Origin of the sequence: Microcystis wesenbergii FACHB-1317 (assembly GCF_014696875.1) — a bacterium.
Classification (GTDB): Bacteria; Cyanobacteriota; Cyanobacteriia; order Cyanobacteriales; family Microcystaceae; genus Microcystis; species Microcystis wesenbergii_A.
On record NZ_JACJQV010000231.1, the window covers coordinates 1 to 6,704 of the forward strand.

8 protein-coding genes and 2 pseudogenes are annotated in these 6,704 nt (G+C 42.8%); 2 read left to right on the top strand and 8 right to left on the bottom strand.

The features are described 5' to 3' along the window. Window positions 1–109: 109 nt before the first annotated feature. Window positions 110–655: pseudogene (locus H6F92_RS24120) on the top strand (type IIL restriction-modification enzyme MmeI); the annotation flags it as partial. 333 nt (window positions 656–988) lie between these two features. Here H6F92_RS24120 and H6F92_RS24125 read toward each other — a convergent pair. From H6F92_RS24125 to H6F92_RS24145, 5 genes are all read right to left on the bottom strand, one after another. Further along, window positions 989–1,402, bottom strand: a complete 414-nt coding sequence (locus H6F92_RS24125) for a type II toxin-antitoxin system VapC family toxin (RefSeq protein ID WP_190359788.1) — start codon at window positions 1,400–1,402, stop codon at window positions 989–991. After that, window positions 1,399–1,674 carry a hypothetical protein gene (locus tag H6F92_RS24130; RefSeq protein ID WP_149988193.1) on the bottom strand — a complete coding sequence of 92 codons (276 nt, stop codon included), beginning with the start codon at window positions 1,672–1,674 and terminating at the stop codon, window positions 1,399–1,401. Before H6F92_RS24130 ends, H6F92_RS24125 begins: the two co-directional genes overlap by 4 nt. Window positions 1,675–1,900: 226 nt before the next feature. Beyond that, complete coding sequence (locus H6F92_RS24135; RefSeq protein ID WP_002757942.1) at window positions 1,901–2,086, bottom strand: hypothetical protein; 186 nt, start codon at window positions 2,084–2,086, stop codon at window positions 1,901–1,903. A gap of 2 nt (window positions 2,087–2,088) precedes the next feature. Continuing rightward, window positions 2,089–2,574, bottom strand: a complete 486-nt coding sequence (locus H6F92_RS24140; RefSeq protein ID WP_002797897.1) for a type II toxin-antitoxin system VapC family toxin — start codon at window positions 2,572–2,574, stop codon at window positions 2,089–2,091. A 143-nt stretch (window positions 2,575–2,717) separates the two neighbouring features. Next, complete coding sequence (locus H6F92_RS24145) at window positions 2,718–3,374, bottom strand: nuclear transport factor 2 family protein (RefSeq protein WP_002742903.1); 657 nt, start codon at window positions 3,372–3,374, stop codon at window positions 2,718–2,720. Between the two features lie 528 nt (window positions 3,375–3,902). On the opposite strand from H6F92_RS24145, the gene cobS reads away from it, so the two are divergent. Further along, window positions 3,903–4,664 carry an adenosylcobinamide-GDP ribazoletransferase gene (cobS, locus tag H6F92_RS24150; protein WP_199308318.1) on the top strand — a complete coding sequence of 254 codons (762 nt, stop codon included), beginning with the start codon at window positions 3,903–3,905 and terminating at the stop codon, window positions 4,662–4,664. Here the strand turns inward: cobS and H6F92_RS24155 are convergent. The 3 genes and pseudogenes from H6F92_RS24155 to H6F92_RS24165 all read right to left on the bottom strand — a co-directional run. Then, on the bottom strand, window positions 4,661–5,122 hold the full coding sequence (locus tag H6F92_RS24155; RefSeq protein WP_190359789.1) for a PPC domain-containing protein: 462 nt from the start codon (window positions 5,120–5,122) through the stop codon (window positions 4,661–4,663). The genes cobS and H6F92_RS24155 overlap by 4 nt on opposite strands. 289 nt (window positions 5,123–5,411) lie before the next feature. Continuing rightward, window positions 5,412–5,633, bottom strand: coding sequence for a DUF4278 domain-containing protein (locus tag H6F92_RS24160; RefSeq protein WP_190359790.1), 222 nt, complete (start codon window positions 5,631–5,633; stop codon window positions 5,412–5,414). Between the two features lie 93 nt (window positions 5,634–5,726). Beyond that, a pseudogene (locus H6F92_RS24165) lies at window positions 5,727–6,590 on the bottom strand (potassium channel family protein); the annotation flags it as partial. Between the last annotated feature and the right edge of the window lie 114 nt (window positions 6,591–6,704).

Genomic DNA, 6,704 nt, shown 5'->3' on the forward strand with positions numbered 1-6,704 from the left:
CCTGTTTGTGCCTTAAGTCCTTCCCTGTATGGATTTCAGCTACTTTTGAGCGTAGGTGCTCTCATCGAATTTTATTTTAAGTTAATTATTTGCATAACAATTCCCGAAGAGCCTTGAATCTTTAGCTTGTTACTTTACTATTCCTAGACATTCTAAATGGTTTATTTTCCTTCCGGCTAAAAAAGAATGGCTTCCTGCTGACTCAACTACTGTTGTAGCCTCCGATGATTTCTATATTCTCGGTATCTTAACATCAAATATACATCGAATTTGGATAAAAGCTCAAAGTTCAACTCTTAAAGGCGATACTCGCTACACTCATAACACCTGTTTTGAAACCTTCCCCTTTCCCCAGACACCTTCACAGGAACTTGTCGAAAAAATCCGTCAAACCGCCGGGGAATTACACGAATACCGCAGCCAACAGATGGAGAAAAAACAATGGGGAATCACCAAACTATATAACCAATTCTTTAACGAACCCAGTAGCCAACTGTATCAACTCCATCAGAAATTAGACAAGCTAGTAATGGAAGCATATCACTTCCAAGCTGATGAAGATATTTTAGAGAAATTATTAACCTTAAACTTGGAATTAGCAGAAAAAGAGAAGCGAGGAGAAACCGTCATCGGTCCCTGGTCTCCTTACTCTTAGATTATAGAATTGGTAAAGAGTAATCGTCGAAGTTGTTGGGTTGCGCTTTTTCAAGCGAATTGAGCTATTTTCGACTTCGTATTGTTGCGCTCAACTCAAACTATGGGGCGATGCGCTCTGCTACCCAGTGCCTTCGCCATCGCACTTAAACCCACAGCTGCAATCAATCTGCATGGTGCGTTCCCCAAAATCGATCGCTGGAGCAGTAGGAGCCACATTAGGGAACGCACCCTACAGCAATGGCTAATGGTGAAGTGCAGCGGCGGTAGATGAACTCAAACTCAGCACCAGCAGCTTTCGCCCGTCCGCTGCCACGCATTGTTAGCTGACGGTTCAAGGGAATAACTCAAAGTAATCGCAGTGACTTGGACGAATGATCGAAAAATCTCGACGATCGAGCGTATAAACGCGAGTAATAGCGAGCCTTTCAGCTATGGCAACGATCGCTGCATCGGTAAAGTCAAGCTGATTGTCAGCATATTGTTCCAAGATCTCATGCACTCGTACCAAGTCTTCTGGGATTACAGGTTCAACTTGAACCGCATCAGGTGTCATACTGGATACAAAACGGCGCATTGCTTGGTGTCCCAATCTTGATGCAATCAGATAGCAGCTCTCAGGCAAGACAACGACAGGTAGAACCAATGGCTCATTCACGCTTTGAGCAATAGCCAACACCCGTTGATGATTGCGATCTCCCTGATCAGTTAAAGCAAACAAAAAACTGGTGTCGAGGATTGCTGTCATACTGAATTGCTTGGTTTAAGATTCCAGCCATACACCGGATCAATCTCATTGCCTAGAATCTCTTCATCACGTTCTGAAATATCCTGTTGACCAGAGTTGCCTAAACCTGCAACTGCAAGCAGAAAACTAGAAGAGTGAGTGGTCAGTTCTCTTTGATGGGCTGCTTTATAGCGAAGATAGTCAAGAAAATTAGACAGTTCCACTAAAGCCTCATCAGGGAGAGCCTTGACTGCTTCAAGTAGCGATTGCCGTTCTATAATGCTTCTATCCATTACTAAATATCAGATTAAGACTTCCCCTATTTTACTCCTCAACTCAACAAACAGGCTCACTTGCTGGGTATCACAGCAGGTAACACCTGAATACAGTCCGCACAAATTGGAATGAAGTCAAAGATCACAGTTGGATTTTTTCTGTCAACCCAACCGACAAGATCAGCGTACTGCTACGCAGTGCCTTCGCCATCGCACTATAGATTTAGCGGTTCCATTGAATGCTTTAGCCGGCGGTCGGGTGCAGTGATTTGTTAGACGCTCGCTTAATTGGCAACCTAACTAATCTATCTTTATGAGCCAGTTGCTTCTGCTTTAAGTCATTAAAAATAGCTCTTAAGTCATATTGAAACGATTGAGCGTATTCTTCTCTATACTTGTGAATTTCATCGAGAATTTCATTTTTATACATGACTAGACCTCTAGGTTATATCCAATAAGCTCATAAGGAGTGCAAATAACTGGCAATATATATCCGAGATCAGAACTAATCTGAGCCAGCTTACGCTGAATTTGGGCATTTGCCATGTGCTTGCAGTTCCATGTTAGCAAATAATCTAAGTTATAGACGGTTGCTAATGCCATATGTAAAGCGTCATTAGATGCCTTTAGTGGCAGATTGCTTTGAGTCAGAAACGCTTGCGAAAGTTCAAACGCATCTTCCGTAAGTTCGAGAAGCATTAGGGATTGTAACAAGTTTAACCGTTGAGCGGCGATTATCGGATCTCCCTTAGCTGCCTCATCTTCAACGATCTCTGATGCGTAAAGCGTAAATGAGCTACTATGTTCGTTCCACCAATCCTGGGTGATCTTGATATTAGCAGCAACGATCAGATTGTCAGTGGGTCTGGCGGTTAAATGCCCAAAAATACTTGTTTCAATATAGACGCTTCCATTCACGGCAACCTAGAATATTTTTTCGCTCTCTATCCTACTGCATTTAATCTTGGTTTTGAGGGTGTTGGGTAACAGCCGTCAACCCAACCGACAAGATCAGCGTACTGCCACGTAGTGCCTTCGCCACCGCACTTAGTTATCCTCTCCTAACCGTGCATTGGACACTTTCCGCCAGAAACCAATTTTTCTAAAAATTGGCTATTATCAAAAAAATGTTCGACATAAGTCAGTTTTAAATCTGCATTTACATCAGCAATTGTAATGCCATATACCTCAATTAGTTTGTTGGTAGGCGCGTGACCTTTAAATTCTCCTTGATGTGTTCCCCAATGCCTCCATTTAAAAATAACTCTTGGCGGACCGCTATAAGCTTCAATAACTTCCCAAACAAAGCCAGTTTTAAAAGCATTCATAAAACTTGCTGCACCTGATTCAAAATCTTCTGCTTTTGAACTATAAACCGGTGTTTCGCCTAAAAATAAATTATAAGTTCCGCGTTCTATAATGTCTTGTACCGTATATTCCGGACCGTGGTTAGTACGCATTCTAAACTGATGTATATCCACCGATGTCCATTGATTTGGATTTAGCTTATAAGTGGCTTCCATTTCAAATGTTCTTACTAAATTTTGTGCAATAGCTTCTAATGAGCCAGTTGGATGGTGTTTTTCGCTTTGCGCCCTTAATGTTTTATTCGTTCCTGAATAATCAGGGCGTTTTCCATAACGCCATTCTATGCCTTCATCAGCCACAAGTACATTATCTCTATCTTGTATTTGAATAGGAATATTCTCTGCTGACATATTTAACTCCTTCTGTGATCTTTAAAATTGCTGAAACTTACCTAAAAAACGAATACCTCGTGTTTACCCAAAGGTTTAATTGAGCGGTAAATGATCGTATTTCCCCCCCAACAAAAACCCATTAATATTGTCCGCTCCAATGGTGTGTTATGCCCGATCACTTAACTATTCTTAATTTCCATGATCGCGAATAACCCCTGTGGACTGAACAAGGAAGCGAACCATTTTGCGATCACCTAATCTCTAATTGAAACAGGCAACCTTGACGGACTTCACTGTTTGGCCTAACTATGGATTATACGGAAACTTTCCACATATCACGCTAAATACACATTTTTTTAAGAAATCTTTCCGCATATTACTCTCCTATAGAGCGATCACAAGAACTTTTCCTAATAAAATTACAAGTAACCGTGTTATGTCGAATTATTATAGGCGTTCTCATGTTTTGAAAATCCCACAGGGTGGCCGATACAAAATTAGGTTATACTTCATCTTTATGAGAAACGATCCCATTACGGGAGCGAATTGGGGGGGGGATTTATTACCATATTTAACTTCATTTGTCAAGAAATTCGCTCATTTTTAGGCGCAATCGCTTTTTACACGATTATTCCCGTTCCGATTGCGTGGCCTGATTTTGGTAGAATTGCCCGATGGATTCCCTTAGTGGGCTTATTTTTGGGTTTAATTCTGGTTTTGCTCGATATAACTCTAGCTGGTCTGGGAATGCCACCCCTAACTCGTGCGGTTGTCCTTGTGGGGGTTTGGGTTTATCTAACCGGAGGACTACACCTTGATGGAGTTAGTGACACGGCCGATGGTTTAGCTGTCACCGACCCCCCGCGTCGTTTAGCGGTCATGGCCGATAGTGTTACTGGGGCCTTTGGAGTCATGGCCGTGACCATGGTTTTGCTGCTAAAAATCGCCGCTTTGACTGATTTAAGCGATAATCGAGCCTTAGCTCTAATTTTAGCACCAATTTGGGGACGTTGGGGGCAAGTAATGGCGATCGCTCTTTATCCCTACCTCAAACCCACCGGTAAGGGAGCCTTTCATAAAGTGGCTTTTTGTCTTCCCTGGGACTGTGGGGGAGTAATTTGGGGGTTAATCGCCCTATTTGGTGGTCTAAGGTGGGGAATAATCGCCATTAGTGCCGGAATCGCCCTCGCTCTGCTTACTGGTTACTGGTTATATCGTCGTCTTCGCGGTCACACCGGTGATACCTACGGTGCGGTGGTAGAGTGGACAGAGGCTCTATTCTTGGTTTTTTTGACAATAATTAGCTAATTTTTCCCCTCCACGGCCCGTAAACGGGTTAATTTCAGGGTAAATTTTCCCCCACCGGTTTCTCCGAAAGCTCTCACCCGAATAATATATTTACCCGACTCGGTAATGCGTGCAAACAGGAGAGCATTAGTGCCACCATCGGGACCATCATCATTTTCCGCTACAGTGGAACCATCGTCGGCCAGGAGAATTAAAACTCCATCAAAGTTTTCCGATTTGAGATCGATGGCCACCTGATCATCCTTGTCCAAATCTACGGTATAATCCCTAGCAAACCCTCCCTCCCCCGTGGGAATATCTTTGTCGGTGAGAGTATCGTTAATTTCTTTATTGAGGATTAGGGGGACGGGACTATAGATTTTTTCCGCTCGCACTGGCAAAGATTGACCGCTTAACCAGAATAAAGTGAACAAGACGCATAAACCAGAATAACGACCAGTCAAAGGGAATCTTATCATAGGGGCAGATGTTCGTTTTCTCAATCTCCCTATTCTACAAAAAACTGATAACTATCAGCAGTTCGAGAAAATTAAATTCAGAATCTGGAAAGGGGGAACATCAGGACTGGGGAACTGCGGAAGGGAAAAATATGTGTAATTAATTTTGCTTAGGTAGTTATTCCTTGCTGGCAAAACAAGTAAAAAATCCCCCTTGTAGCAAGAGGGAAGATAAAACCCGTTTAAGGTAATTGCTGTGATCATTAATTGACAATATTTAAAGGAGATTGATTGAAAAATGAACTAGAAGTTAAAAACTTAAAGAGGGTTTTTCCGTGGGCAAAGAAGCTAGAGATTGCATGATATGATAGGCTTGACCGCGATAGGTAACGGCTACCTGTTTCTGAATAGTTTGAACGACACCACGGTTTTTTAAATAGGGAACACCACGATAGCTTAAAATCATCGGACTGGAAGCAACGGGGGCAGTGGGATTTTTGTCGTAAGGAATGCCGCGATAGGTTAATTTCATAGCTGTCTCTGGAGATAATTAGTAAGTTAGTAATATCTCCATCCGCAGGGAAATTAATTCCAGAAAAGCTAAACTTTGTTCTGGTTAAATATCCTACCAAGAAGACCCCCGATAGCGCATTTCTCGACGCAGAGCATAACGACGGGCAAAATTGGGAACATCGCCCCGATGACCTAATAAAATGACCGTATCGCCTTGCTGTAGAATGGTGGAATGGTCGGGATGGGTGATGACACGACCATCAAATTGACGGACAGCGACGATAATAAAAGCACCCTGTCCCCGCACTTCCATCTGACTGATGGGTTGTCCCAAAAAGGGCGAATCGCCTAAAATTGAGTATTCTTCAAATTGCAGGTCGATATCGGCTAATAATTCGTTAAGATTGCGCCTACCTTCATCTTCCTGTAAAAAATCAATCGCGGCCGGATGGGAGATTAAATGGGCCATTCTCTCTGCTCCAATGGTAGCAGGTAAAACCACTTGATCGGCTCCGGCTAGTTTTAATTTTTTCTCGGTGCTGGGATATTCTCCCCTGGCGATGATGTATAGTTGCGGACTGAGTTCTCTTGCGGTTAAAGTGATAAAGACATTTAAGGCATCATCGGGCAACACCGTCGCTAAAACTCGCGCTTTGTCGATACCGGCTTTTTGGAGAATACTTTCATCGGTGGCGTTACCATTAAGAGTTATATAACCTTTTTCCTGAGCTAATCCAATGCGATCGGGGTTATTATCGACGATAATAAAGGATTGGGCTGTTTTTGCCAATTTAGTCGTTAGAATGCGTCCTATGCGCCCAAAACCGCAGATTATGACGTGATTTTCTAAGCATTCCATCTCTTTATTCATCCGGCGATCGCTAAAGGCTTTGTTAATTTCTCCCTCGGTGAGCATCTGAAAAAACCCTCCCACCACATAAACGGCCGAGGTAGTCCCACAGACGATAACTAACATGTTGACACTCCCCGCTCTAAAGAGACGGGGATTCTTGGTTCACAGAGATTACTTGCTTAGACAGAATTGCTTCTGAAAAAGTAGAGGTATTCTCTCCCCAAGCGTTTATTGGAT